Source organism: Pleionea litopenaei, from assembly GCF_031198435.1.
Classification (GTDB): Bacteria; Pseudomonadota; Gammaproteobacteria; order Enterobacterales; family Kangiellaceae; genus Pleionea; species Pleionea litopenaei.
On sequence record NZ_CP133548.1, the window covers coordinates 1661289 to 1687553 of the forward strand.

The window sequence follows — 26265 nt, forward strand, 5'->3', positions numbered from 1 at the left end:
ACTGAGTTTGACTAATGGTAAAGTATGTAAAAAGTTAAATTTGACGACCCATGAATAAAAAAATCGGTTTAGCCTTAGGCAGCGGAGCAGCCAGAGGAATCAGCCACTTCGGCATTATTCGAGCATTGCATCAACAGGGTGTAAAGCCTGATATTATTTGCGGCACATCGATGGGCGCACTGATCGGTGCCGCTTATGTGACGGGTCATTTAAGTGCTTTAGAACAATGGTTCAAAGAGCAAACCACTCGAAAAATGCTCAGCCATCTAGATATCAATCTCTTCGCCAGTGGTGGAATTGCCGATGGCGAACAGTTTATCCACTTCTTGAAAACCGAGTTTGGTGATTATCGAATTGAAGATCTTCCCATTCCTTTTGCCGCCGTCGCTTGTGATATGAACTCGGGAAAAGAAGTGTGGCTCACAGAAGGTTCGATTTGGGATGCAGTTCGAGCATCAGGCGCTTACCCAGGTTTATTAACCCCAGTAAAGCGTGAGCATCAATGGCTTATGGATGGCGGCGTCGTCAACCCTGTTCCGGTAACCGTTTGTCGAGCGCTTGGCGCAACCCATGTTATAGGCGTTAACCTAAATCATGATTTACTGGCCCCGAAAGAACCTCCTACTCCGAAAGAACGAGGTTCCTTATTCAAACTTGAAAATACGGCCATCGGCAAGGTCAGCTCTAAAATCAAACAATCCATTAATGAGCGGTTTTCATTTGGCTCAAAAGAAAAGGAAAACGCGCCTGGTATCATGGACGTTATTGCTTGCACCGTTAATATCATGCAAGATCGGATTACTCGAAGCCGCTTGGCTGGAGATCCTGCCGATATCATTTTTAACCCTAGGTTATCTCACATAGGCTTTCTCGAAACGGATAAATCCGAAGAAATTATTAACGAAGGAGAACAGTGCGTGTTAAGAAATTTAGAGCAACTGAGTCATTTAAATTAGAGGTGCGTTCTTTAACGCTTTTTCTGGTGATTTTTTGCTAGGCTTTTTCTGCTACAATAGAGCGCCAAATTAATTGAAAATTTAACGAGAGACTTATCCGTTTATTATGCTGTTAAACCCAGTGCTCAGACAGCATTACTTGCTTGTCACCTCTTCAGGTAACGCAGAGGGTGTTCATCGTCGAGTATGTTGAACTTATCCGTTAAATCCCCAAATCATCGTATTTGCGGCCGAGTAATATCACGTCTATTGCTGCTTTCATTTGGTATCTTTTCAATATTGAGTGTTCATAGTGAAGAACAACCTTTGCAAGGTACGCCTATTGATATCACGGGTATCGAGGATCAACTTCTCGAAAACGTAAAAGCCCACCTCGATGTACAAGACGAAACCTTAACCTTTTCAACGCTTGGCCTACCACGCTCTAATGAATATATTCTAAGAAAGAGTAACGCAGCACTGCAGGCATTCGGTTATTATCGACCGACGTTAGATCTAACCGGTGATCACCGTCATTGGTATTTAACGATTCAACCAGGTCCAGAAACCAAGTGGCAATCGATTGATCTGAAAATAAAAGACAACATTGTATTGCCGGAAGCATTAAGCAATCTGGTCAATAATCTTGGTCTGGTCACTGGGCAAACCGTCAATCATGAGCGGTACCAAACGACTAAAAACAAACTTCTCTCAACCGCTCGTCATAAAGGTTTCTTAAGCGCTCACTTTAGTACGAGTCAACTTATCGTTGCGAAAGACTTCACCACTGCAGACATCCATTGGGTACTAGAGTTAGGCCCGCGATATACCATTAAATCTGTTCAGTTTAGCGAAAATAAGTTTTCAGGCGACCTACTGCAAAGTTATGTCGATATCCAACAAGGCGACTTTTACGATGCCGACTTACTGGTGAAAATTCAGCAACAATTAAACCGTTCTGGATTTTTCGAAAGTGTCGGTATCGATCAAGACATTGATGATCAACATCATACCGTTGCGGTGACCTTCGATGTATTAAGTCGAGCAAAATACGAATTAAAAACCAGCCTCGGTTATGGAACGGACTCTCGCGGAAGAATTGGAGTTGAGTGGAAAGATCAACAAGTCAATCTTGAGGGTCATCGTTATAGCATTGCCGCAGAGGCAAACTCATTGAGCCAAAGTGTCGCCTTTATCTACCGAATTCCTCTACAAACACCAGGAAGCGAATGGTTAGGCAGAGCGTCCTATCAAATAAAAGATGACTCCATCGCTTCCAGTAAAATCAGTTCATTCGAAAGTCGTTGGATCATTAAACAATCGGATTTCTGGACTCAACAGTTTGCCGCGACCATTGCAACGGAAGAAAACTCTCAGAATGCGACAATAGAAAGCTACTTAGAATATCTGGTGCCAAGCTGGCAAGTTGACTACTACAGTACTCGCGATCCGTTTCGAGCGGAAAAAGGGTTTCACTGGCGCTCTATTGTTAGAATGAGTGATGACGTCATTAGTGATCCAACGCTGGATTTTTGGCAATGGGAACAAAATTTAAAATGGATTCAACCAATAAGTGAGCATTGGCGATTTTTAAGTCGTACTTCGGTTGGGCTCACCATTATGAAAGATCAAGATTTTATCAATAATATGCCGACGAGCTATCGATTCTTTGCTGGCGGAGATACTTCGGTTCGTGGTTATGCTTATCAAACCTTGGGCCCGACGAACAATCTCGATGAAGTGATCGGTGGAAAGTATTTATTCACTCAATCACTCGAAGTCGACTGGCAGTTTAAAGACAACTGGCGTTGGGCTTGGTTTGTCGATGCTGGTAATGCGTTTAGTTCAGACACCAATCAATCGCTTTATAAGTCAGTAGGTACCGGTATTCGATGGGTTACCCCCGTTGGATCAGTACGCCTCGATGTAGCTAAAGCACTTGACCTAACCGAAGAGTGGCGATGGCATATTACGATAGGTCCGGATTTATGAAGTCTATTCTCCGAACCTTCTTACTGCTAATTTTGGGGCTATTCATTGTTAGCGCCATTGCATTTGGTTGGGTTTATAACACCACTGAAGGGCTACAGTTTGCACTTAATCGCGCGCAACCCTACCTTCCCAAAGAACTTCAACTCGGCACAGTGCAGGGAACACTCGCTCATGGAACACAAATAGACTCCGTTGAGTGGCGTTCTGAGTCGATGAATATTAGCGGAAAAAACATTTCGATAAAGTGTCACTGGTTAGAGCTATTATTTGATCAAGTTTGGTGTTCAAACATTCACTCTGAAAACATAAACATCGTTACTTATGGCAATGAACAGGAAAGTTTTTCGAGCGATTTACATGAATTGCCTATTCCTCCTGATGTTCGTTTACCCTGGATTATAAGGCTCGATGAAGTTGAAGCGAACAGCATCACACTGCTTTCTCAATCCATTTCAAGCCAACAAACTTTGAGTGAGACTCAAATCGATGATGTTCTACTAGAAAAGTTCCTTTGGCAAGGTAATGCGTTATCCGTTGAAAATATCGAAGCCCAAATTAACCAGGTTAATTTGAAAATGTCTGCGGAGCTCTCTCCTCAGGATGGCTGGCCAGCCACTATTAATGCTCAGGTAAAGGCTTTAGGACATGCGCTGACTTTAGATGTAAGTGGCGAGTTACTAAAACAATCGAAAGGAAAACTGGTCTTTCAAACCTCTGAGTTAAGTGAAGAAACCGTTCGAGCTCAAGGTGATTTTGAACTGGATTACAATGCTGGAAAACCAAAACTTAAACTACTAACCACCCTCGCCGATGCACGCCTCGATCGAATAGCCAGCGAACTGGTTGTCGTTCAAGCGACCAATCAGTTATCTTTAGACTGGCCAAGGTTAGAATCAAAACTATCCAGTCAGTTTACCTTCAATAAAGACGAGCTCGAATTGAACCAATCGCTTCAGGTTCAGTCATTGCTCGATTGGCGACATCTAGCGTCAGGTAATTTAGTGTTAGCGGGAAACCTTGAACAAACCGTCGACCAATACATGTCACTCGACCAAATAATACGTCCAAATGTTCCGGTCAGTTTGCCGACCCAAATCGACCTCGATTGGAGACTCTCTAATGGAGCGCTTGAGTTAACAAAAGGCAACTTTCAACTGTCAGAAATATCGGCCACTGTTTTAGCCAGCGCCAATGTCAATAAGCTACCCTATGAGGATCTTTCTGTCAGTATTAAAACGAATATGGATAAGCAGCCTGATTGGTTAATCACTAATATTGAGCATTTAAACTCAGTTAACAAGTTATCACATAAAAATACCCATAGCCCATTAGAGATCAGCTCAAATGGCTCGCTAGCGAACATTACTATGCCACAAATACGAGCAGAGAAATTGAGCTGGAATTATAAAAGCAACGAAAAGCTCAATGTTGCTATTTTATTAGATGAAGCCTATGTCGAGTTAAACGATCTACCAACATTGAAGCTACATGATCTTCAATTAAACGCGAATGGCTTGCTGAAAAAACATCAATTTCAGTTGTCTACTAAAATCAATCAAGCGGACTTCGAAGCAACCGGAGAAGGCGTGCTTGACACTGGGTGGACGCTTAAGGATTTTCGCTCAACGCTAAAGCACAACGACCAGTCAGCATCAATCACATCCACCCAAATGGAACTGCTAGATAGTGGCCTCACAATCGACAACTTATGTTTACAACAACGCGGCTACTGGTGTAACACAGGTAGCTTAGTACAAAGCGATTGGCATTTATCAAGCTCACTCAAGCTATTTGATGTCGCAACCATTCAGAGTTGGAGTGACGTATTAGGATTTTCTCTACCCTTTGAATTGGCAGGCGTACTCAATGGCTCAGCAACCGTCAGCGGCAAAAGCGATCAGATCAATCAGTTCGATATTGATTTAAAAAGCCCAGTACTTAGCTTTCAAGATACGAGTAGCGCGTTAGTGTTTACTGAAATGGTCTTTAAGTCTAGTCATCAAAACAAGACTTACCAACTGGCCGCAACATGGGAGCATTTTGCAGAACAGAGTCAGTGGTCTCATTTTGAACTTAGTTCAGCGGCTGGTTCTGGTCAATTAATTGCGCAAGTAAATACACTAAATGATTGGTCAATAGCCCTTGAGCAACCGCAGATTGCAACGAATCTTTCAAGTACAACCAGTGAAGACTCGATGTCATTTTTATTCGAAATACCAATTTCAAATTTTCAACTCAACCTATCATTACAGCAAGATAAACTGCTCGGTGATACGTACGTTCAATTGTTTGATAATGACTGGGCTAAGCTAGATTGGCAAAGCAATTGGCCAATGAATACTGATAGTCGTATTAAAGGAAATGGTGAGTTTTCGCTGACGCAATTTGATTGGCTAAAACGATGGCAAAGTCGAATTGACGAACTCGATATCAATTGGCAACACAAAACAACCTTTAGCGGAACCTTAGCGCACCCTAACTTTACTGGTAATGGTCAATTAAAAGTACAAGAATTTGTAATGGAGGAGTTAGGCCTCAATATCAAAGACTCCTATCTCGATATTCAGTCCGTGATGGATACATTTACTTTACAAGGCACATTACTTAATCAACAAGGAAAATTGGATTTAAATGGCGAAGTTAAAATTTCACCTGAACTATCAGGCTTTGCAAATTTAAAAGGCGATAAGCTAACCATCATCGATTCTAAAGAGCAGAAGATTGTTGTCTCACCCAAATTGTTCGCTGAATATAAAGACAATCACCTCAATGTAAACGGCGATCTATTGATTGATGAAGCTAAAATCAGTGTAAATAAAATACCCCAGAATAAAGTCTCCGTTTCTGAAGACCAAATTTTACTCGTTAATCCAAAACTCAACCCAAGTCCTTTTACCTATCGTGTTGCGCTCAATTTAGCCTTGGGTGAAACGGCATCGTTCACTGGATTAGGTTTGAGCAGTGATATTACGGGCAAGCTAAAACTACTGGCTGAAACTGGTCAGGCAATTAAGCTTGAGGGTCAGCTTCGACTCATTAATGGTAAATTTGAGGCGTATAAGCAAGCCTTAGAAATAGAACAAGGGCAGTTAATATTTTTGGGTGCTGCCGATAACCCAGGCATTCAAATTGCTGCGTCGAGAAAGATTGATGATATAAAAGTTGGGGTATACGCCGATGGTTCATTATTAGACCCAAAGCTTACACTCTTTTCTGAACCTGCCATGCCAGAAGAAAATATTGTAGCCCTTCTCCTAACAGGTCGTTCAATAGAGTCACTTTCGAGTAATGAAGGCAACGCTCTTGCCAATGCGGTGATAGGACTGGGTGTTGAAGGTGCAAACCGTATTGCGGGAAAGATTGGTCAAGCCTTAGGAATTGAAAGCATTAAGATAACCAGCAGTAGCACGGCCGAAACTTCTCGCGTAAATATCGAAACGCAAGTCAATGAGCGCTTGAGCGTTGGTTATGGAACCACAATAGACTCACAAAACCAAACTCAAACAGGCTGGATCATTGAGTACAAGCTCACGCCAAAACTCAGTTTTGAAGCCATCAGTGGCGAAGAAATCAGTACCAGTTTGACGTATCGGACCAAATTTGGTCGTGATAAGAAAAATGAGAAAGAATCTGAAAATTAGCTTGAACTTCTAGTAGAGTAATTTTAACGTATGGTTTAAGTTCTATGGAAAAGAACAACTCAGAGTAAAGAAGATAATCCTATTCGACCGATTAATTTATAACACTTACTTTATTCTGCGACTATAGTTGAATGGTATTCGTTTAAGTAAGGTAGTATCTAGAAGGCTTTGGGCATAGACAAGCCTGTATGGCTATTAGATTAGTTGGAGAGGTATTCATGAAAACGGTTTCTAATGACGCTAGTGTGACATTGGTTTTTATCAGTTGCTTTATTGCCCTCATCGTTTCACAACCGACATTGGCTGAAGAATCCTTTGGTTTTGAAGGCCAATGGTGTGGCCATTGGGACGGTATTTATAAAACCTGCTTAACCGTGTCTAAACAAGCCGATGGTTACGAAGCCTTCTATGAATGGGAAGAACAACGAGGGGCCGCCTTACAGAAGAAAATGCTAAAGGGTACTGTCATCAATGCCAATACGATAGACTTTGAAAGAAAAGTATTGGTTATCAATTTGCACGATCATAATAAGGCAACCGCCGTTGGATTATTCAAAGAGTTTTCTCGCATAGCTCCGATGATACGAGTCACCGAATAGATTTGGCTGAATCAGGTAAATGCCTCACTAACATCAAGATACTTGATCTCAATGTTTGTCTTTACTTAATTGTAGTAGCTCATACTCGAGACAAGAGATTAGAATTAACAGGTTGATCTAATCGAACAATTCCACTTTTTACGCATGGTGCGCATAAGTAGCGTGTCTAAAATTTTAATTAGCGACTTTAAATCTGTTGATTTTTCTTATTACATTTATTCCCAAGCATAAATCCCATAAATACTACTAATAAAGTCATAAATGTACTTATATACCACATGTTTGGAACGTTTAGTGAATGCAGGCCACCACCAAAAATAAGCACAGTAATTGATAGCATCAAGAAGTTTTTAACTCGATATTTCTCATATGATTTAGTGAACAAAAAGCCAAACGAGAACGTAAGGAGAAAAACAAACGTCCAATAAAACCCTATAAATATGAGTACATATGGAAATAGATAAGGAGCATAGTGCGAACAATATTCAACGTCATGTTCTCTCAAACAAGAGTCAAAAAAACTTTCTGCATATATATAATTATGATAGAGATCTAATCGAAAAAATTCGATCACAATAACCACTGTAAATCCAACGAATATTCCTTGCGCGGTTACTTTTAATGCTGATGGTTCCATTATTTAACGCTTCAAATCACTGGGAAATTTAAGTTTTGGAACGAAATAGAGCTGCTTAAATTTATCCATGTGAATTTGCCTTTTTATGCATTTCATTTTGATTGCCAGTTAATTGTGCCATTTGTTGTGTTAACACAATGAGCCTCGGCTTCTAAAAGCGAACCAAAGGGCCCCGTTTCAGAGACTATTCTGTCTTTTTCGGCGGGAGAATAAAAAATGATATAGAAAAATTCTCCCAACCTATCCTCACTAACTTCTACCGAATCTTCGTAATCTCCACTGCCATAGGCAATATCACGATACTCTATCGCAATTTTAGATAGAGCTTTATTATCGTATAACCAGGTTCCTTCTTTAATGATTGAACGATTCATGATTTCCTTTTTTATGCATAACTCCGCAATAACCGAGCGAAGCATTACGTAGAAGAGTTAACGAAGCGAACTACGCAATGTGGAGTTCGGTTGATTGCTTTGTTAACCACCTTGGTTCAGTGCCTGTTTAGCGAGACTAAGATCCATTCCAAATTCTTCTTCCATGCTATGCGCATACTCCATAGGGGTCATAGAGCTTTGGACCATATAACTCAACGCTTCGGACTTTAATGATACGTTTGCTCCATGACTAATTAAGTATCAAATTAACCCAGGGTTATTTATCGTCGTAGCTGTATGTAATGGACGCAAGCCATTCGTATATACCTTATTAATGTCCTCTCCATACTTCAATCCAAGCTCTATACCTCGTTTAACTCTTTCATTATCAAGGTTATACCCACTTGTACCATATCCACATTTACTGACACCCAGCGCGACGTAAACCAATGAGCCTCCATCTGAAACATATTGCTCTCCCGCTCCTGTGAACCTCAAGTGATAGTACGCCAAGTTAGACATGTAACGCTCTAATATAGTTGGCCCCTCCTTACATGCGTCCCAGCTTCCAATTGTGAATGCACGCTGCGCTATTTTAAATTCACGTTCGGTAGATACATAGTAACCGTAGTGGACTAGTAAAATTAACGGAATTATCAGAGCAAGTAGTATTTTTTTCATAATGGTGGTTAACGCCTTGCTAACGGGCCCAGCAGAGTGAAACCAGTTTGTGGTAAAGTGAGCGACAAACTGTGTGGAGCGTAGCTGGGCCCCTGTTTAGCAATTTGTTAGCTGCTTTTTGGCCAATTACCCGATTGAATTGCATTATTAATACACTCAATTTCATTCGTTCTAAAACTTTCAGTAGAAATATGTTCAAGATATAAATTTATATATTCAATTGCTTTATCAGTGCACCCAGCAATATCTTGGACAATAGCTAAGGGCTTATACAAACGCTTGACCCAATTATGACATATTTTATTACCAGGTCCGCCACCTAGCATTTCGATCTGCTGTCCGGCATGGGACAATGCAGCCTGCTCACTTTTAAATTGTGGAGGCTCCAACCACCTAATTCCATTATCTATGAGCCACCGAATATGATTTGAAACAACATCAAGATTCATATTCTCTTCAATCCAAGGGACTGCTATTTCTTCAGCCACTGATATCAGTTCATTTAGCTGGTCCAAACGCCACTCATCTGTGCGTTCACCGCCATAGCAAAACTCACCGAGATAGACTGAATTTTCAAAGGGCCAATAACTAGGTTCAAAAGGTGAATTTATATTTACACCAAACTTAAAATATAGACTCTCATTATCATCAATATCCCGAAAGGAGAAAATTCTAAGAAAGTAGTGTATGTCGCCATTTTTCTTAAAAGCTTCTCCTTTCGAGCTATTGATTCTGTAGCCCTGGTCTTTAAAGTGACGTACGAATTCTTTTTTCATATTCAGCTAACGTCCAGCGCAGGCGTTGGCTGTCACTCTGCCGCTGTTTGTTATGTTTTGTACCCATACACTCTCAGCCCACCCGGAGTTCTCTCAACTTCAAATTTACCGATTTTATTAATTATACTCTCTGCATCATCTATATTCTGATACACATACTGAGACGGAATATTGCTCGGTTTGTATACGTTTATCAGCTCAAGCCATTCAATTTCTTTGTAGAAGTAGCTACAGTCGTTATAGCCTTCAGATACCCAGATTTTCTCTAAATCTTCCTTTTTTGGCATATAGGTTACATGCGGGTCTATACGGCCTACCCGCTTGAGTAGCATGGCCCTTATATTGATCATATCTACATCGAGCGCAGTGAAAAATCGCTCCCACTTTGAATTCGACATGAAAGAAGCACTAAACCGATTAGCAATCAGTTTATCTATCCTTCTTTCATGCTCTTTCAGATCAAATCGTTTCATAGGCTAAGAAACATAACGTTGAAGCTGTGGGGCGCAAACGAAGCGCAGCGTAGTTTGCGTCCGAACGAGTGACTTGTTATGTGTTATTCTCATTCTTTCGCACAACTGTTTGGTTAACAATACGACGATTAATTTTTTGTTTCCACGATAACTGCGCGGGGGATAGCTTCCGCTTGTTTTTTGTTTGCATTAAGAAATTGAATTCTTTTTCGCTGTATATGTAACCCATGTTGTAAGCATGGATGATAAGATCTTCATTTGCATTAGCTTTATCATCTAGTGCGATGCGTTTGAGTCCCGCAAAGAGGTTGCCGGTGTCAATACCGATAAAGCGATTCACACAAACATTACCAACATATGTTTTATTACCATTTTTCTGATTTTCGAGATAGCATAACTCTTTTATCTGCTGCCCACATGGACAATGATCGAAATCTTCGTGCATTTCGACGCCGACTAGCTTCCATTCAGTCTTTGCTAGGTTGAATGTGTGAGCTTCAGAGAGCGGCAATATATGCGCTTTTAATCGCTCAAAATTATGTTCCATTATCTCCCTCCATGTATTTCACCTGCCAATTAGGCTAGTTGTTTGTCGTTTCTTCGATACCTATTGGCTCACCCAGAGTTCTAGTTACCCATTCAATTGCTTTTTCGTAGACTTCATCATGTGTCTTTTCTAAAAAATGCTTAGTGTGCCAATCAGTCTTGAGGGTGTTTTCAGTCCATTGCCCCGATTTCTCATACCATATAACAGTGCCAACATAGTAACCTTGAGGTTGTTCGCTTATTGCTAGGACAAAAAGACCATTCTTTTCTTTTATTAGATATTTTCTAGCACTCATCTCATATTCCTTTTTTACACATAACGCTCGCGTCAGGGGCAAAACGTAGTGGAAGTAAATTGTGGTAAAGTTTGCGGAGCCAACCACAATTTGCCGGAGCGTAGTTTTGTCCCTTGCACGCGCTTGTTATAACTTTTTCCATAATGTTAGGTCACTACCTGTGGCGGAAACCAAATATTTACCGCACCAAGAAAACCCGTAAGCTCGAAGGTGCTCAGAATCCAGCTTTTTGCAATAACTACTATGACCGTCAACTAGTGCAGACTTGTAGTCTTTGCAGAAATACAAATCATATACAGGCCAATTTGGAGCAACAACTTCAATGCTTTCACCAAATTGATTGGAAAGAGGGAGGCCGCCACCTTGAAGTCCGGAAGTACATATTTGCTCAGAATCAATTGGGCCTATACCTTCACAAACAAGCTCTCGCTCCTTAAGCCAATCGCCATAAGAACCGTAATCTCGTGCAACCTTATTTCCCGTATCACAGTCAAAAACACCACGACCCTGACTTGAAACTGCTAGCAAATACGGTCCTTTTTTAGAAAAGCCCAAATCACTCAGCCCACCTACGGCGGCGCTAGTTACTTTTACCCAACCTTCGGGAGATTCCGCTGCCTTTATTTGATCAAGAATCCTTAAAAGTCGCTCTTGATTTGAATCTTTCTTTTTGAATAGCGGCATGACCTACCTTGAGTTTTAACGCCTTGTTATGTGATTATTCAATTTCATTTAATACTTCTTCAATACTGATAAAGTCTAAGACCCTTGCTAATTCCATCTGATTATGCAATGAAGCATGTATGACATAGTAAGCTTTTAATGATTCGAGATCTTTAGGAACATTTTCAATAACTGATTTTAATGCAGAGAAATACTTTTCTTGTAGTTCGTATGGTATGTCCGGATTTCCCTCTCGGTTCCTCGCCACCTCTATTGCAGAAACGAGATCAAGGCATCCATTCTCAACCAGTAAAGGAACGCTTGCGTATGAAGCAGTATCTACATCACCTTGATGGTATAAATTTTCCCACAATTCATCAAGAGCTGAACCTTTATCTTTCTTTAACCTTTCAATAGCACTCCATGGCTCGTATGGAACACGGTACCCTGATTTCAATTCCATGAGTCCTCCTTATTTTGACTTTCGCATAACAGTATATTATATTCATTAGAGCGTAAATAAACCGCTCACTTTACACTCCGAGTAGCCTACAGCCCTTTTGCTGTAATAACTAGAGCGAAAATCATATTTTTTGATAATGCTGTATAGATCGCTCAATAGCATAAGATCCCAGTATATGTTCCAATACTTCTTCAAACAATTAAATTAGTTAGTGATTTATCCACAGATATATATCCGAAAGCCCTCGCATTAAAGGCTTGTTTAAGTAGTGAATCGATAAATGAAATTGAAGATATTTTTTTCAAAATGAACGTCTGCCCTTTGTTAATGGCTCAACTTATGTACGGAGCAGATTTTCGAAAAATGGAAGTTCATAGACTGAGAATCAATGGCATTGATTTTCATCGGCATCAATTTCCACCGACATCTAATTACCGTAAGGCAAGGCCGAAGTCTGACTGTCTAACTATATTAAACTCTCTCAATTTCAAAAGTAACGAGGAATCCAGACTAATTCAACTTAATATACCCAAGGTATTAATCGATAATGAACTCGCTGAGTATACTCTTCATAACCAGTTAATTCCTTGCGCAATGCTTGATCTTCAAGGTGAGTTCGCACAAGGGTAATGATCAAAGCGACGGCTACTGGAATAAATGTCCACAAAGAGCTTAACGCTAAAACAATACCAAATAAGGCAATAACATTTCCGGCATAACCCGGGTGACGCACATATTGGTAAGGACCAGTGTCACAAACTTTGTGCCCGCGCTCGGTTTGAATTCTAACAACGCTTAGAAAGAAGCGATTTTCAATCAGTGCCCACACAGCAAAAGCATAACCCAGCGCAGTTAAGATCAATCCAAGAATCGTCACTTCTACTGAAAACTCGATTGACCATTGAAAACGATGATCAAGCCCGGCAACGATTTGTAATGGAAACCCTATACTCAACGCCATTAGAGGTGCCAGAAGTTTATCCCAAGTCTTGGCCTGTCTAAACTGTTCGATATCTTGTCGATCGTCCATGAGACCAGGGTGTCGCTGCTCAGCTAAAGCCCTGCCATAAACGCCTGCAATAAAGAGTATTATTGAATAGCACCATCCCTGCCACCAGAAAAGATCACCACTGCAGCTAAGCAATACAATAGGGAACAGAAGATATAATACAACCAAGCGAATCCATGCTCGATAATGAGATGTCTGCGTTGTGGTTTTATGAACATTCATAGTGATGCTTCTATTCTAACTGTTTAATACGCAAACGGCTGATTATGTCTGAGTGATGACTTTATAATAATTAGTTAATTTGCAGTTACGTTAATCTATGCGACCATTCTCTACAAGCGTTCTCTACTAGAATTCTCCAAACATTTGAACTAGGTATTGAAACTAGAGACTGAACCTAGGATTTTAAACTAAGTATAGATTATGAATATTTTGACTCAAATCAATGGTTTCGCACTGCTAGCGGGTCTTTTAGTCTCAGCGTTCATTATAGTTTCTCTTCGTTCAAAGCATCTTAAAGTGACCTTTCGAAACTACGTCATTCTTTTGGCAACTTTCCCAGTCTACTATTGGTGGTTCTCAATTTATGATGGTAATGTTTCAGCTCTCTTACGCGAGGTCGCTATCGGCTTATTATTTATAGTCATAGCATGGCTTGCTTATCGACTTAAGTTACCGGTAAGTGCTTTGGTTTTATCCTTTGGTTTTGTTGCTCATGGTGTTTATGACTTTTTGCACTTTGCTCTATTTGAAATGACCGTCGCTCCTACGTGGTGGCCTGAGTTTTGTGGCATCATTGATATTTTACTCGGCCTGTATATTCTAAAAATACTGTTGACATCAAAAGCCCAAAAACTAGAAACTTAGTGGAAGTCTCTGGATACTCGACGAAACTGTGGAACCTGTTCACTAATGTCTTCAATATATCCGGCCACTACATGAACCACTTTACGCTCTCTCTCAATGGTTCCTTTAATTTTTAATAATCGGCTTCCCATTATCGCCTTCCTAAACTTTTCCACCGTATGCCGCCAAACAATAATATTCATATTACCCGTCTCGTCTTCTAATGTAAGAAACAAAACTCCAGCAGCAGTGCCCGGCCGTTGTCGACAGGTGACCACGCCAGCAACTTGAATGAATTGACCTTGATGCATATGTCTTAACTCATTCGCCCGTTTGCACGGTTTAACCGCAGGGGTTGTTCGCAGGAGTGCCAATGGGTGTTCATTCAAAGTAAGTCCGGTTGTTTGGTAATCCATTAACATCGTTTCCATGTCAGAGGGCGGTGCCAATTGGGTTCCATCATCAAGGGGTTCAAGAGACTGACTTTCATAGTCATGAAATAATGGCCGAGATTCCTCTACCGCCAGCACTTGCCATTGCGCTTGATAACGGTGACGAGCTAAACGAGGAATAGCGTTCGCTTTCGTTAACGCTTCTCGCTCTTGTTTATTTAATTCGGCTCGTTGTACTAAATCTTGCAAGTTATTAAATGACTGTTTTTTTCGCGCTTCAACTAGTCGATATGCTGCATCTGAGTTAAAACCTTTTACTAAATGTAATCCAAGTCGAATGGTTAAGGTTGCTTTATTAAATAACAGTTGCTTATCAGCTTCGCTTAAAAGCTCAAGGCTTCCAATGCGTTGTTTTGTGTCGGGTGCTTTAATGGGTTCTTTAATGGATTGATTATTATCTTGTTGCTTTTCTCCTAGAGGCTTCTCATCGAATCGAGTAACTTCTAGGTGCGTTTCCCAAAAACTGTAATCAACATCGATGGGGGCAACGTTAATACCATGTCGCTGTGCATCTTGAATTAATTGCGAAGGTGAGTAAAAGCCCATCGGTTGACTATTAAGTAACGCAACATAAAAGGCTGCACTGTGATGTCGTTTCAGCCAGGCAGAATAATAAGCCAATATCGCAAAACTCGCCGAGTGTGACTCAGGAAAGCCATAACTACCAAAGCCTTTCATTTGTTCAAACACTCGTTCCGCGTAGGGTTGCTCATACCCATTGGCTAACATACCCGCAATTAATTTATCACGGAATTTGTAAAGGTCGCCATTGCGCCCCCAAGTTGCCATAGCACGACGTAGTTGATCGGCTTCACCACCAGAAAAGTTGGCCGCCACCATCGCCAACTGAATAACTTGCTCCTGAAAAATAGGCACCCCTAAAGTTCGGTCGAGTACTTGCTTAATCGCTTCGCTCGGATAATCAATCGTTTCTTGCCCTTCTCGTCGGCGCAAATAAGGATGAACCATATCACCTTGAATAGGACCCGGTCTTACAATCGCAATTTCGATGACTAAATCATAAAAACTTTGCGGTTTTAAACGCGGCAGCATGCTCATTTGAGCTCGCGACTCTACTTGAAATACACCAACCGAGTCACCACGGGTAAGCATTTGATAGGTCAGTGGATCTTCTTTAGGAATATCGGGTAGTGACGATATTTCAGAATACTGCGCCGTTAACTGTAAGCACTTACGAATCATGGTTAACATGCCCAAAGCTAACACATCAACTTTCAATAAACCCAACGCTTCGATATCGTACTTATCCCATTGAATAACCGTTCGATCGGGCATCGAGGCATTTTCAACTGGCACCAATTGAGCAATCGGTTGATTGGTGATCACAAAGCCTCCAACATGCTGCGATAAGTGCCTGGGAAACCCTAAAATGCTCATCACTAATTGATAATAATGCTGAGCGACCAGCCCTTGAGCATCGAGATGAGTCGACTTAAAATATTCTTGCAATCGATCCGGTTTGTCCCACCAAGCTAACGAACGACTTAAATGATCCACTACCGCTAAATCAATCCCTAAAGCTTTGCCCACATCGCGAATCGCACTTTTCATCTTATAAGTGATCACCGTTGCAGCTAATGCGGCTCGTTCTCGAGTGTATTTTTTATAAATATATTGAATGACTTCTTCGCGACGTTGATGCTCAAAATCAACGTCAATGTCAGGGGGTTCATTACGCTCTTTCGAAATAAAACGTTCGAACAACAATTCACTTTGCTCGGGATCGACCTCAGTGATCATTAAGCAGTAACACACGACAGAGTTTGCCGCCGAACCTCGACCTTGACACAAAATACCTTGCTCTCTAGCAAAGGCAACTATGTCATAAACGGTTAAGAAGTAATGTTCATAACGCATTTCTGCGATCATATTGAGTTCTTTTTCTAATGTTTTTTTGGTTTTTTCTGAGACGCCTTGCGGCCATCGTTGTTGTGCTCCACGCTCGCATAAGCTGCGTAAGTAAGCGATAGGAGAAGTATTACCCGGTACAACTTCGTCGGGATAATCATAGCGCAGTTCATCGAGCGAAAAGTCACAACGCTTGGCTATTTTCATGGTTTCTTGTAACAGTGCTTCGGGGTAAAGCTGTTGCAGCCGCTCTAAAGAACGCAGATGCTGCTCACCGTTAGCGAGTAAGTCACAGCCCAAGCTCTGCACCGATTTATTATGTTTAATTGCCGTTAAGCAGTGTTGCAAAGGTAACCGCTCAACTTGATGCATAACCACTTTATTCTGTGCCACCATTGGCAACTCAAACTGTTTTGCTAATGCAAGGCAGTGCTCATAATGAGCATAATCGTCGTGTTGCAATAAACGGTGAAAACCAATCCATAACCGCTGTTTAAATAGCTTCGACAAGAAGGTTAATTGTTTGTTATTGACTTGTGTTTTTCGAGTAGGCAACCATATCACTAAAGGGCGCTCTAATAAGCCATCGAGATCTTTAGCCAATACTTTATACTGCCCTTTTTCAGAGCGCCGACGTGCCAATGTGATCAATGATGAAACTTGTGCATAGGCTTCTCGACAAGGGCATAGTAAAATAAGGTTCATATCACGCTCAAAGGCGAAATCGACACGAAAAAAAGACCCCACGATAAGTTTAAGTGACTGTTCTTTAGCGGCAACATGAGCACGAACAGCGCCCGAAAAACTGCACTCATCAGCAATGGTTATAGCGCGATACCCCAACACCGCCGCCTCATTTACCAACTCTTCTGGATGAGAAGCTCCGGTTAAAAAAGAAAAATTACTGCGGACAAAAAGCTCAGCGTAGTCCAAAAAATCGGCAGTAAAGCGAGTATCATTCGATGAGTCTGACCATAATCTTGTCATTAACTAAACACTCCTTGCACAAACCATCCTTGCTTTAACTGGTCATAAAAAACCCAATAAAAAATACCCGACTCATGCTGAGCGACGTAATAGTCTCGAGAAACGGGCTTTTTCCACCAGTGATGGAAAAGCCGTTCTGGTTGTGAGACTAATCGTAACTTACCCTGCCAGTTTAAACGTTCTGGGGTTCGGCCAATCGCCTGCGGAACAGGTAGTAACCAACTAGGACGTATTTTTTGTTGCGGAAGTAAGTCACCGTCTAGCATCATGGTGTTTTGCTCTGATGCTTGTAGGCTCTGTTTTTGTTGCGTCGAACTCGAAACATTCAGCGATCTTGATGCGCGTCGAGATTGAACTTGCGACTTTCGCTGCTTGGAATAGTCTGAAGGTTGGTCGCTCAATAACGAACAACTCAATTCTGGAATGACTTCGTTTTTTTGCACTAACCACAAGCAACTGCTGTAGCCCAATCGAGCTTTGATTTTACTGACAAAATGCAGCTCATCATTAAAAGGCTCGCTACGACTAAACAGTGATTGCTCTTGAATATCGGCATCGACCAAACGAGGCATAGAGAGCTCTAACCACTCGATGGGTCCGGTTAAATTGACCGAATCTAATTGCAATCGGGTTAACTCTAAAAAACGATTAAAGTCGACTTGAGCGTCTGACAAATGCACGTCGAATTGAGAGGCCACTTGATAACTATCGCGTAATTTCCAACGCAACAGTTGCCCGCTTTTTTGATACAAACGTAAAAAGTAAATTAAATCTTCAAGCAATCGCCGCATCGGAAATAACAGAGCTTCACGTTGATGAATAACATCAATAAACTCCAGGCTTTGAGTAAACTCGATTTGTGGTTGAAAGCAGGTCTGAACATCGGGGTGCTCTCCCGTCAACTGCTGTAGATACAACACCAGTTCGCGGCCAAAGCGTTTATTTAACGCCGCGGTAGAAAGCGCTCGTAAACCTCCGATAGTTTTGATACCGGTTGCTGAAATTTTATCGATCAGTTTTTCTGGTAATGGAAGTAGATTAATCGCGATCAAATCGACCAATGCTAAAAATGCCTTATTATCGAACGCTTGCTGTTCGGTGTTCCATAAAGGATAAGACTCCGACAAGCTTAAATAAGAAAACAGTTCTGCCGCTTTCGGGGTTGGCCCTAACCCAAAACATGCGGTCATATGATGTTGAGCAACCGCGGAACGAATTCGACTCAGCAGTGGATCTAATCCGTGAAATAACGTTAGGCTACGACCAATTTCAACCAGTAATTTATCAGGTTGCCATAAAGTGAGTACTGGAGAAAAAGGGTAAAGTTGCAGGGCCATCTTTTTTAACTGTTGTTGCTCTAAATGCTCCCGCCGTTCAACCACCTGTAAACTATCAGCCACTGCATAAGCCGTTGCAACACTTTGTCCCGGCCGCACACCTTTTTGATACGCCAAAGCGTTACAGCAAACCAAACGTTGCTGCTCACCTACTGCAACCGGCGTTGTTTCTGAATGTCCCCACAAAGACTCCAGAGGCAATAAGGCAAAGCGCACACACAACCACATAACACACCTAGTGAATTGACGGCTGCTGAGCGTGAGGAATCGGCGTGACTTGCTTAAGCCACTTATCAACAGAGCGTGGAATCGCATGCGTCAACTCTGGCGATAATAGATCTTCGTGCTTTTTTAACGGTTGGTAGGTCGGCCAATGATTCACTGGCAAACGCGTCCAGTGACGTTGTTCAGACAATAATTGAAGCGTCACTTCTCGCCCCTGCCAACCGCCCGGTTGCTTTAACACCTGTATATGAGTCTGGCCATTATCGGTGGCCGATAAAGCCATTCGCAGTTTTGCAGCAGAAGGATGCTGCTGTGCTCGCTGATGTCGCATCACAAAGCTCCAACACTGCCCTTCCCGAGCCCCCAGTGCCAGCTTTCGCAATTCACTTTTATACGGCGCATGCCCAGGTAACCAGGTTAATACCGCTGAACAAGAACGTGACGTTAATGACTGATAAGTCGCCCATACCAACGAAGAGACATCGTTACTGCGCACCACCAAAAGCTTATTAAGAGCAATACCCGTGCGTAGCAATGCCGGCGCATAAGGAATAAATGGCGGATTCACCAACACCACATAACCTGACTGTTGCGTTAATTCAGCCAGTATTGGGCTCAGTAAACGCAACTCTCCGACACCTGTGTTGGCCAATAACAACTCAGAGACGGCCCCTTGCGGCCAGCCACCATCAAACAGCTGCAGATCGAGTGACGGATAGCCAGTCGAATGCACGTGCCGTTGCACACTGGAATCTTTGGCTTGCCACAGAGCAGGATGACTAAGCAGTTGATTAATAGATGCTTTTTTCGACATACTAAAGACTAAAACCTTCTAAATACTAATCTCAAACAATAAAACACTACCTATATAAGTAGCATTTATTTAATTAGTGATCCAGCGGTTTTTTGGCCTTAAAAAATAACCTTTTGAAAAATAACGCTTTATAGTTTGGGAGCTTTAAAGAGAATTGATGGGTGATAAATTGAATCATAAACAAAGTATAAACAGTCGTTATTGGCCGCTCTGTGTCGTATGATTGTCGCCTTAATGTCGTGTTAAATACTGCAAATATCCGTCATAAATGTATTCCTATATACACGCAGAAAAACTTAAATAAGGACATTCATGAGTATCAAGCAACGTCGGCTAGACAAAGGATGGTCACAAGAGCAGCTCGCACAACAGTCTGGGCTCAGCACTCGAACTATTCAGCGCATTGAAGGAGGACAAAAAGCCGGCCTTGAATCATTAAAGTGTTTAGCCGCCGTATTCGAAACATCCGTAAGCGAACTCATGCAAGAGCATAATATGACCGAGCAAACCTCAAGCGAACATACCAAACATCCGTTAATCAATGATATTGAGCGCGAAGCTATTGAATTTGCACAGTCTATTATCCATGGAGCCAATAAAGGGGAAAAAGACGTGCTTACTAAAATAGAACGTGATGCAATTAATTATGCCAAAAATTTAATTAATAAATTTACGATTAAATCAAGCTCTTAAATCTAATCTGTCAGCTCGAGTATAAGCTACTACAACTAAACCACTTTACTAATTTGATGTGAGCGTAAAAATAATGTCTGGCCGCAAAGTTCATCACCACCTGTGGTACATACAATATCCACCCACGCCCTCTGATGCTCATCAATAAAATCAACTTTGAAAACTTGGCCAACGGCATCACGAATCTCTTGAGCAAGTTCTGACTCTAAATTAGCAAGCGATTCTTCGTTAACGGTGATTACTTTCACCTTATCACCTACAAAGACCTTATTGCCAAAATGATCTTTCATTTAAAGACCTCATAAAAAGTCAACTCTCATTCCTTGACTTGGCCTACTTCCTTTTAATTCTTCATCGAGATCTATTTTATACTGAACGATAAAATCAAGTTTTCTTCTCATTGATATTTCATAGTATATGTACTGCTTCATAAAAGCTCATTTTTCTTTTCTAGAAATTCCGCACGTATGGCTTTTTAATTGCCACAAAGTTTTATGAGTGCCTTAGAAAACTTAAGAATCTGTTTATTACCTGGATTGTCATTAAGATTCGAAATAATATCGGCTATTTTAACTTTTCGAGCAATCTCATGTTTTCTTACTTTATTAATGTAGTCGTCATATGATTGCTCTCTTTTTTTAGTCAGCAACAAGACAATATCTACTATGTTCTTTGATACACCAGCATCTAGAAGATCACTTTCTTTCATATCCGTATCTTCTAGTACATCATGAAGCCAAGCAACTGCTTTCGCAATATCATCATCCTTCAATTTAGAAACAACATCAATAACATGCTCTATATAAGGCTTACCATTTTTACGATATTGGCCTAGATGTGCTTCTCGAGAAATATTTTCTACCAAATCTAACATTCGAATAGCTTCATACCCTCATTATTCTCTCTACATCACAACAGAAAAATTAAATTTTCCATCAAGCTCTTTTGCCTTCTTTGCAAAAACAAGGCTTTCTTTGAGCTCATCAACAATAATGTCTTTATCGTTACTCAGCATTCCAAACTTAATAGAGTTGTTTGATATGTCATCAATTAAACGCTCTAACATATCAACTGCATCGCTACCGTCAATCCATAAACCATTAATAGCCATAAGTTCATCGGTTGACTCCATGCCATCCGGTAACTCTTGCTCTGAAATGTTAAACTCCATATCCGTACAATCATGTATCGACATAAAGCTAGCTACTTGTAATATCTTAGTCAGCTCATCTATCTTTTTGGCATGCTTGTATAATGCGTACTTATCTGCCTCGTCTGATTCAACAACACCATTGACCAGAATATTTGCCCAAAGAACCATGCTCATAAAGTATCTCCAATGTAAGATCTGTATCACTCATAAAACTCAACAAATACAATATCATTTCTTAACTTAAACAATTAATTTTCATGTTTTACAACTTTTCCATGGTGATGTCTTAATTCAGTAATCCACCATTGCTGAGTGCTACTATCTGAAACAAATCGCAAGTGAGAAGCCATTTCCATTAAAAGAGTCTCATCTGGATCTAAAGCTTTATAAATAAAATCAAAAATGGATGAGCCAATCTTAATAAATTCAAAGCCATCGTGTTCAAACTCATAAATAGCTCCTTCTTCAACGCCTTCTGTCGGAACTAAAATATAATTGCCACTCGCTGGTATTTCTCCAATGACTTTATGAGTACCAAACCAACTAGGTAAAGCATCCTCTTCTTCATCTTCATCGAGCATATCGACCCAATCAGAAAACCCATCGGCTAACGCTTCCCATTGTTCAGGATGTGCAATATAAAAAGCTGCCTCACGACTTTCTTCACAATAGTAAAGAGTTAAGGAGCCGGTCAGTGCATAAAACTCATTTAATCCAGTGATGTCTATAATCTCTATATTATTTTTAGGAGGTTCGAAAATATGACGAAATTCAACCCGTTTTAAATTCTCTTCAGCACCAATCTCTTCACATACAAACTCACCATTATGTTCCTTTAACTGTTTTAATAGTTCCAATTTAATTCCTTAGAGAATATTCCTAGGTTTGTTTTCAAGACTAATCTCAGCCTCATCGTTGTTATGCATCTCACTTGAATAGCGCCCTTAGCAAAATACTAATTCCTCTTTCGCATAACGGTCAATTGAGACGCGCGAACTGCACGTTTTTTATTTGACTTGTTCAGTGGAACCCCAAAACTCTTGAATACATGAAAAATAGGGGATAAATAACAGACGGTCATTCTCAGCCAGAGTCAACTCAGCAACATTATGTCCATAACAAAATACCTTCCTAATACTTCGAATGTCTTGCCATGAAATTAATCGGTAAATGCCAGAACGCCCAACAATAATACCTTTTTGAGAAACTTGTGCCATACACGATACACTGCTATGACCAAAAGGAACCATGGCCATAACGAGCTCTTCTTTTTCCTTTTCTGTAGGAATATATGAGTCTCCAACATTAGTCAGAAAGCGTTTATACCGCCTTAATTTTGTTACAACTTTCAAGAGAATCAAGGCGATTACCATCCCAAAACCCAAAAAAATGGATTTCGTAATTGATACTCCCATCATGGCGCTCACCGTAAATGCCATTGCAAAAATGCCAGGATAAATAAGACGGTAGTAGGTAAACTTGAATTTTGGAAAACGATACATTTTAATACCTAGTGCTCAATAACCTGAGCATACTTTCTGTGCCCGGCTCTGCAGGAGCAATACTGATAACCTCGTTATATCTTTCACCAAATATCATGGTATACCCAAACTCCTTGATAAACCTGACGATACATGCCCTCAGGTATGTGCTCAATAGGAAAGCTATCTGATTCCGTGAACAAATAGCCCCAATGCTTTATCAATGCACCACCATAAAATACTGACACATAACTATCAGACACTTCAATTCTCGGTGGCATATCGGAAAGACTTAAAGCATTCGGGTATTTAGCGCGCAAACTCTCTATAAGTGCGTTGTGTTCCACGCGGTTCGTCCATTTGGGATTAATTTTTCTGGCTTCTAAAGAAAGCTGTACTATTTCATCCCGTGGTAGGGCGCTTTGCACTGTTTCGTTCATTCCATCGACAAAACTTGGAAATGGGAATGTATAAATCGCTACCAATATAATAGATAACAACACCATCACTACTAGATGATTTATGCCTTTTCGCTTTCTTACGATTGCGATAAGACATGAGATAGCAGTTACAATGAATGTAAGGAGCGCGATCATACCCACAGGCAACACTATCATAGGAACTGACCAAAATTTATCGAATGCAACTCCCTCATAATAGGGAACAATGCGCATAATGAGCATGCATACGATAGCGATTGTTGCTGACGTGTTTAATATCTTGTTCATACTCAATGGGTATTACACCAAGCTAAGCGGAAAATTACTCCTTGCTTAAGCGCCTTACTATACACTTTTATCTTCTGCCTTTTTTACGCGGATTTTTTGACTACCAACCATTTTGTTGTTTAAATTTTTCATTGCGGCTTTTGCCTCTCCGGGCTTTGGCATTTCAACAAAACCAAAACCTTTTGATAATCCATTACTCTTATCCACTACCAAGTTACAATATTGAACCGCGCCAAATTCTTGAAATAAAACTTTCAGCTCTTCTTCGGTGATTGATCGGTCTAGATTACGTACTAATAATTTCATATTTTTTTCCATTTTCTAGCAATGCTTTAATGATAAGTATTGCTTTATATACTTAACAGCTGTTTGTATACAGCAAAGTTCACTAATACCGACTCAAGGATTCGCTGTACATTCATTGAATATACGTGTTTACTCAATAGACTCAAATACTTGCCTAAAGACATCCTGTTGTCAAATCTGCGATTAACTATTCTAACGTTCTATCAGTACAACGGTCTATCAATATAACGATCTATCAATATAAGGTTAACTTCAATCTTCCGATCTACCAAGTCGAGCACGTTCTATGACTAACTGAAATGACCTAAACATGCACCACGCAATAACCGGAACCGCAACAACGAAGAGTCCATTAACAATCAAGTCATTCTTTAAAAAATCGAACATTGGCTCTTGGTCGCCAGAAAACTTAGCGTATAGCCCCAAACCGATCATCAACATAGGCACGGCATCTATCAGAGCTATCTTTAAAAATTCTTTTTCAATTTCTTTTAAACGCTGTTCTTTATTCATCAACTTCCCCTTAACGGCTTAATTCAAATCCAATCAAAAAAATTAGAGCATGGTTTCTTCTAGCAAATCACACGAAACGCCAACAACAAAGTTAAACACCAGTTCTGCGAGTTCTTGCTTTAGCCAATCTGGCCCGCCGTCAGTCATATCATTATGCTTGGCTTTCGCAATCGTCGTTTCGCAGCTGTTGTAAGTTGAGCGCTCTTCATCGGTTAATAAAACACCTTTATCGGCAGCAAAGTCACTGGCTCGAATAGAAAATACGTCGATTAAGTCAGTGCGCGGTAACGGCACGCGTCGATGATCGAGAGTCACCAAAGACCGAATAAAAGACTCATCACCAGTATTCGATGATAAAGAATTAGCTAACCACGCAGAAATATCACCGCCATTTGAGTGACCTATCAAAACCAACTCATTAAAGTTATAGTTCTTATATTGCTTCTGCAACGTCTCTTTCACAAACACCAACGTTTGCGCGCCACGTTTCCAATTTTCTTGTCGTGTTTCATAGAGGTTGCCGCTGACTGATAGTGGAGGATCACTTGGTAACTCATGACCAATAGCCACCACCATAAAGCCAATATCCGTCAGTGGCCGAGTTAAAAACTGGTAATCAGTATGAGCAACGCCGTAACCAGCACTCACAAGAGCAACTGAGCAAGGTTCTTCTAGGGAACAATTCGTTGGATCGTTAGGTAAGTCAATCTTTATTGGTATCGAACGATTTCGAGACTGATCAAAAAGTGTCTGTTCGGTTGCGTACGAAACGGAAGCAAAAAATCCGCCCCATAAATAAAACATCATTAAAACTTTTTTCATACAGTCTCTAAATCATTGTTTATCTAATTATAGCTCTCAACAGTAGAACTATTCTTTAATAACTAAACTACCAGGAACGGCCAATGATTTACCCCAAGGTCCATTCTTACAACCATTAAGCCACATGCTAATTTGCTTCTTAGCCGTGAATGCCGCTAATGCCGTTGACAAATAATGTTCGTAGGCATTGGGATAGTCATTACGCCAAAAAACAACTTTAGTTGTTCCTTCACAATTATCAGTCGATAGAGTGCCATTAACATAAATAGTAAAGAAGTCTTCTGTTACCTCTACTTGACGAATGGTTTGATTGCCACTTTGTGTTGCAGAGAAGACATTTAAAGAAATGCTCAACAGAGCAACTAATAAAAATGATTCTTTCATATGAATAATCCTTTCATAAAAATAAGCCTTTCATAAAAAATACCTTTAGATCTTTGAGTTATCAATAAACTCAGATAGCATTTTAACCGATGGAATCGATATATGCTCTAGGAAATTGATACTTTATTAGTACCCGCTGTAACTTTTCTGCGTATTCAATATTCTTACCCTTGGGCTCAGCACCTTGAGGTAAGTTATAACAAACAGCGTCTAACTTACTTCCATCATCATTTTGAGAAAGAATCCGTGCTGATACTGTCTCGGCTCGATAGTCTTCAAGACCGGGTTGTCCATACAGCCTATTTAAATCATCACTAGTCAGTGAATATAAAATACCATAGGCTCTCGAATCGTCTAGCTTCACCAAGGTTGCTCTGTCGCCTATGCGCAAAGCGAAGTCATCCACCCAAGCGAGACACGGATTCAAAGGCTGAACGCCACTACTTAATAAAATATCCGAATCCATAAAAAGACCGTAGAAAAAGACCACGAGGCGTTCTTGTTCACTCTGATTTGACGGATTCATACTGACACTCTTCGATAAGCTCCATTCAACTTATCAATCCTATT

The 26265-nt window shown here is 40.7% G+C and carries 29 protein-coding genes; 6 read left to right on the plus strand and 23 right to left on the minus strand.

Annotated features, from left to right (window positions below):
• Positions 1-50 precede the first annotated feature (50 nt).
• The 4 genes from Q9312_RS07395 to Q9312_RS07410 all read left to right on the plus strand — a co-directional run bounded on the left by Q9312_RS07395 (position 51) and on the right by Q9312_RS07410 (position 7167).
• Entirely contained in the window at positions 51-956 is a 906-nt protein-coding gene (locus tag Q9312_RS07395; RefSeq protein ID WP_309203952.1) for a patatin-like phospholipase family protein, read from the plus strand.
• 186 nt (positions 957-1142) lie between these two features.
• Complete coding sequence (locus tag Q9312_RS07400; protein WP_309203953.1) at positions 1143-2927, plus strand: autotransporter assembly complex protein TamA; 1785 nt, start codon at positions 1143-1145, stop codon at positions 2925-2927.
• The gene (locus tag Q9312_RS07405) at positions 2924-6568 is read left to right on the plus strand and encodes a translocation/assembly module TamB domain-containing protein (protein ID WP_309203954.1); all 3645 of its coding nucleotides are present in this window, start codon (positions 2924-2926) and stop codon (positions 6566-6568) included. Before Q9312_RS07400 ends, Q9312_RS07405 begins: the two co-directional genes overlap by 4 nt.
• A gap of 218 nt (positions 6569-6786) precedes the next feature.
• Positions 6787-7167, plus strand: a complete 381-nt coding sequence (locus tag Q9312_RS07410) for a hypothetical protein (protein WP_309203955.1) — start codon at positions 6787-6789, stop codon at positions 7165-7167.
• A 729-nt stretch (positions 7168-7896) separates the two neighbouring features.
• Here the strand turns inward: Q9312_RS07410 and Q9312_RS07415 are convergent.
• The 9 genes from Q9312_RS07415 to Q9312_RS07455 form a co-directional block, all read right to left on the minus strand.
• Positions 7897-8178 (minus strand): hypothetical protein, encoded by a 282-nt coding sequence (locus Q9312_RS07415; protein WP_309203956.1) that lies wholly within the window; start codon positions 8176-8178, stop codon positions 7897-7899.
• Positions 8179-8439: 261 nt separating this feature from the next.
• Positions 8440-8700, minus strand: coding sequence for a hypothetical protein (locus tag Q9312_RS07420; RefSeq protein WP_309203957.1), 261 nt, complete (start codon positions 8698-8700; stop codon positions 8440-8442).
• 266 nt (positions 8701-8966) lie between these two features.
• Entirely contained in the window at positions 8967-9635 is a 669-nt protein-coding gene (locus Q9312_RS07425; protein WP_309203958.1) for a hypothetical protein, read from the minus strand.
• 50 nt (positions 9636-9685) lie between these two features.
• On the minus strand, positions 9686-10108 hold the full coding sequence (locus Q9312_RS07430) for a DUF6678 family protein (RefSeq protein WP_309203959.1): 423 nt from the start codon (positions 10106-10108) through the stop codon (positions 9686-9688).
• 76 nt (positions 10109-10184) lie between these two features.
• Positions 10185-10655 (minus strand): hypothetical protein, encoded by a 471-nt coding sequence (locus Q9312_RS07435; protein ID WP_309203960.1) that lies wholly within the window; start codon positions 10653-10655, stop codon positions 10185-10187.
• 34 nt (positions 10656-10689) lie between these two features.
• Positions 10690-10950 carry a hypothetical protein gene (locus tag Q9312_RS07440; protein WP_309203961.1) on the minus strand — a complete coding sequence of 87 codons (261 nt, stop codon included), beginning with the start codon at positions 10948-10950 and terminating at the stop codon, positions 10690-10692.
• A gap of 126 nt (positions 10951-11076) precedes the next feature.
• Positions 11077-11634 (minus strand): hypothetical protein, encoded by a 558-nt coding sequence (locus tag Q9312_RS07445; protein ID WP_309203962.1) that lies wholly within the window; start codon positions 11632-11634, stop codon positions 11077-11079.
• A gap of 34 nt (positions 11635-11668) precedes the next feature.
• Positions 11669-12076 carry a hypothetical protein gene (locus Q9312_RS07450; protein ID WP_309203964.1) on the minus strand — a complete coding sequence of 136 codons (408 nt, stop codon included), beginning with the start codon at positions 12074-12076 and terminating at the stop codon, positions 11669-11671.
• A 520-nt stretch (positions 12077-12596) separates the two neighbouring features.
• On the minus strand, positions 12597-13307 hold the full coding sequence (locus Q9312_RS07455) for a methyltransferase family protein (protein WP_309203965.1): 711 nt from the start codon (positions 13305-13307) through the stop codon (positions 12597-12599).
• A gap of 201 nt (positions 13308-13508) precedes the next feature.
• Between Q9312_RS07455 and Q9312_RS07460 the strand changes: the two genes are divergently transcribed.
• Positions 13509-13952 (plus strand): hypothetical protein, encoded by a 444-nt coding sequence (locus tag Q9312_RS07460; RefSeq protein WP_309203966.1) that lies wholly within the window; start codon positions 13509-13511, stop codon positions 13950-13952.
• Here the strand turns inward: Q9312_RS07460 and Q9312_RS07465 are convergent.
• Genes Q9312_RS07465 through imuA form a run of 3 tightly spaced genes read right to left on the minus strand, consistent with a single transcriptional unit; the run spans position 13949 to position 19615 of the window.
• The gene (locus Q9312_RS07465) at positions 13949-17239 is read right to left on the minus strand and encodes an error-prone DNA polymerase (RefSeq protein WP_309203967.1); all 3291 of its coding nucleotides are present in this window, start codon (positions 17237-17239) and stop codon (positions 13949-13951) included. The two genes, Q9312_RS07460 and Q9312_RS07465, sit on opposite strands and share 4 nt — an antisense overlap.
• On the minus strand, positions 17239-18804 hold the full coding sequence (locus tag Q9312_RS07470; protein ID WP_309203968.1) for a Y-family DNA polymerase: 1566 nt from the start codon (positions 18802-18804) through the stop codon (positions 17239-17241). The genes Q9312_RS07465 and Q9312_RS07470 overlap by 1 nt, the downstream gene beginning before the upstream one ends.
• Positions 18805-18811: 7 nt before the next feature.
• Positions 18812-19615: a translesion DNA synthesis-associated protein ImuA gene (imuA, locus tag Q9312_RS07475; protein WP_309203969.1), complete on the minus strand. Its 804-nt coding sequence runs from the start codon at positions 19613-19615 to the stop codon at positions 18812-18814.
• Positions 19616-19927: 312 nt separating this feature from the next.
• Here imuA and Q9312_RS07480 point away from each other — a divergent pair, with 312 nt between their 5' ends.
• Positions 19928-20308: a helix-turn-helix domain-containing protein gene (locus Q9312_RS07480; RefSeq protein WP_309203970.1), complete on the plus strand. Its 381-nt coding sequence runs from the start codon at positions 19928-19930 to the stop codon at positions 20306-20308.
• Between the two features lie 35 nt (positions 20309-20343).
• Here Q9312_RS07480 and Q9312_RS07485 read toward each other — a convergent pair whose 3' ends face one another.
• From Q9312_RS07485 to Q9312_RS07535, 11 genes are all read right to left on the minus strand, one after another.
• Positions 20344-20598 (minus strand): hypothetical protein, encoded by a 255-nt coding sequence (locus tag Q9312_RS07485; RefSeq protein ID WP_309203971.1) that lies wholly within the window; start codon positions 20596-20598, stop codon positions 20344-20346.
• Positions 20599-20783: 185 nt separating this feature from the next.
• Positions 20784-21182 carry a GTP pyrophosphokinase gene (locus Q9312_RS07490; protein ID WP_309203972.1) on the minus strand — a complete coding sequence of 133 codons (399 nt, stop codon included), beginning with the start codon at positions 21180-21182 and terminating at the stop codon, positions 20784-20786.
• Between the two features lie 30 nt (positions 21183-21212).
• Complete coding sequence (locus Q9312_RS07495; protein WP_309203973.1) at positions 21213-21635, minus strand: hypothetical protein; 423 nt, start codon at positions 21633-21635, stop codon at positions 21213-21215.
• Between the two features lie 74 nt (positions 21636-21709).
• Entirely contained in the window at positions 21710-22318 is a 609-nt protein-coding gene (locus Q9312_RS07500; RefSeq protein ID WP_309203974.1) for a hypothetical protein, read from the minus strand.
• Positions 22319-22468: 150 nt separating this feature from the next.
• Positions 22469-22963, minus strand: a complete 495-nt coding sequence (locus Q9312_RS07505) for a hypothetical protein (RefSeq protein ID WP_309203975.1) — start codon at positions 22961-22963, stop codon at positions 22469-22471.
• Positions 22964-23046: 83 nt separating this feature from the next.
• Entirely contained in the window at positions 23047-23289 is a 243-nt protein-coding gene (locus Q9312_RS07510; RefSeq protein ID WP_309203976.1) for a hypothetical protein, read from the minus strand.
• A gap of 438 nt (positions 23290-23727) precedes the next feature.
• Complete coding sequence (locus tag Q9312_RS07515; protein ID WP_309203977.1) at positions 23728-23976, minus strand: RNA recognition motif domain-containing protein; 249 nt, start codon at positions 23974-23976, stop codon at positions 23728-23730.
• Positions 23977-24228: 252 nt separating this feature from the next.
• Positions 24229-24489, minus strand: coding sequence for a hypothetical protein (locus Q9312_RS07520; RefSeq protein ID WP_309203978.1), 261 nt, complete (start codon positions 24487-24489; stop codon positions 24229-24231).
• Between the two features lie 42 nt (positions 24490-24531).
• On the minus strand, positions 24532-25311 hold the full coding sequence (locus Q9312_RS07525; RefSeq protein WP_309203979.1) for an alpha/beta hydrolase: 780 nt from the start codon (positions 25309-25311) through the stop codon (positions 24532-24534).
• 48 nt (positions 25312-25359) lie between these two features.
• Positions 25360-25695: a hypothetical protein gene (locus Q9312_RS07530; RefSeq protein WP_309203980.1), complete on the minus strand. Its 336-nt coding sequence runs from the start codon at positions 25693-25695 to the stop codon at positions 25360-25362.
• A gap of 82 nt (positions 25696-25777) precedes the next feature.
• Complete coding sequence (locus Q9312_RS07535) at positions 25778-26221, minus strand: gamma-glutamylcyclotransferase family protein (RefSeq protein WP_309203981.1); 444 nt, start codon at positions 26219-26221, stop codon at positions 25778-25780.
• Positions 26222-26265 lie beyond the last annotated feature (44 nt).